Source organism: Bowmanella yangjiangensis (genome assembly GCF_017255015.1).
GTDB lineage: Bacteria > Pseudomonadota > Gammaproteobacteria > Enterobacterales > Alteromonadaceae > Bowmanella > Bowmanella yangjiangensis.
The window spans coordinates 1-677 of the sequence record NZ_JAFKCS010000418.1 but is presented as its reverse complement, the minus strand read 5'-3'; the positions used below and the strand labels follow the sequence as shown (position 1 = coordinate 677).

The 677-nt window shown below is 62.0% G+C and carries 1 protein-coding gene; it reads right to left on the bottom strand.

Annotated features, from left to right (window positions below; genetic code table 11):
- Window positions 1-164: 164 nt before the first annotated feature.
- A complete protein-coding gene (locus tag J0A65_RS24905) occupies window positions 165-494 on the bottom strand; it encodes a DHCW motif cupin fold protein (RefSeq protein WP_206596916.1) in 330 nt (109 codons plus the stop codon).
- Between the last annotated feature and the right edge of the window lie 183 nt (window positions 495-677).

Genomic DNA, 677 nt, shown 5'->3' with positions numbered 1-677 from the left:
CCCCAGGCCGGAACCGGCCCCCGTGATCATCATGCGGTTTTGCATAGCGAACCTGCCTTACATGTCCTGTGGGAATGCCAGAGAGTGTAGCGAGGAAGACCGGGGACACCGCCCTCCATCAGACTCATGAATAGGCAAGGCAAATTGCCACGGCGGGCGAGGGTTCAGTCGACCACGAACAGCCGTGCACCCTGTTCGGTGAAGGAACGGTGCGCCTCGGCGTCGTCAGCCACCTGATAACTCATGCCCGGACGCAGCACGAAGACGCGGCCATCCTCCAGTTCGGTATGCAGCTCGCCCTCCAGGCACAACAGCACATGGCCCTTGCGGCACCAGTGGTCGGCCAGATAGCCCGGTGAGTACTCGACCATGCGCACCCGCACCTCGCCAAACTGGCAGGTTCTCCAGCGCGCGAGACCGGTTTCGCCCAGGTGCTCGGTTGGCGTGACGGCGGACCAGTCGGTGATGCCGAAGGCGATATCGCGGATGTGCATGAACCGGGACTCCCTGTGATGAAGAGCGGCACTCTAGCGCGCCGCAGGCAAGCGGGAGAAGTGAATAGGCGGGCGCTTTCACACGAGAACCTTTCATGCGCGCAGGCTATCGAGGCCATGGACACAGCGCATTTCACCACACGCCCGTGGCGTACTAACCTGAGCCTCATCGGTAAATGATTC

What these genes read in the sequence shown, in the direction of transcription:
- J0A65_RS24905 (WP_206596916.1), bottom strand. Translation starts at nt 494, where the DNA reads ATGCACATCCGCGATATCGCCTTCGGCATCACCGACTGGTCCGCCGTC.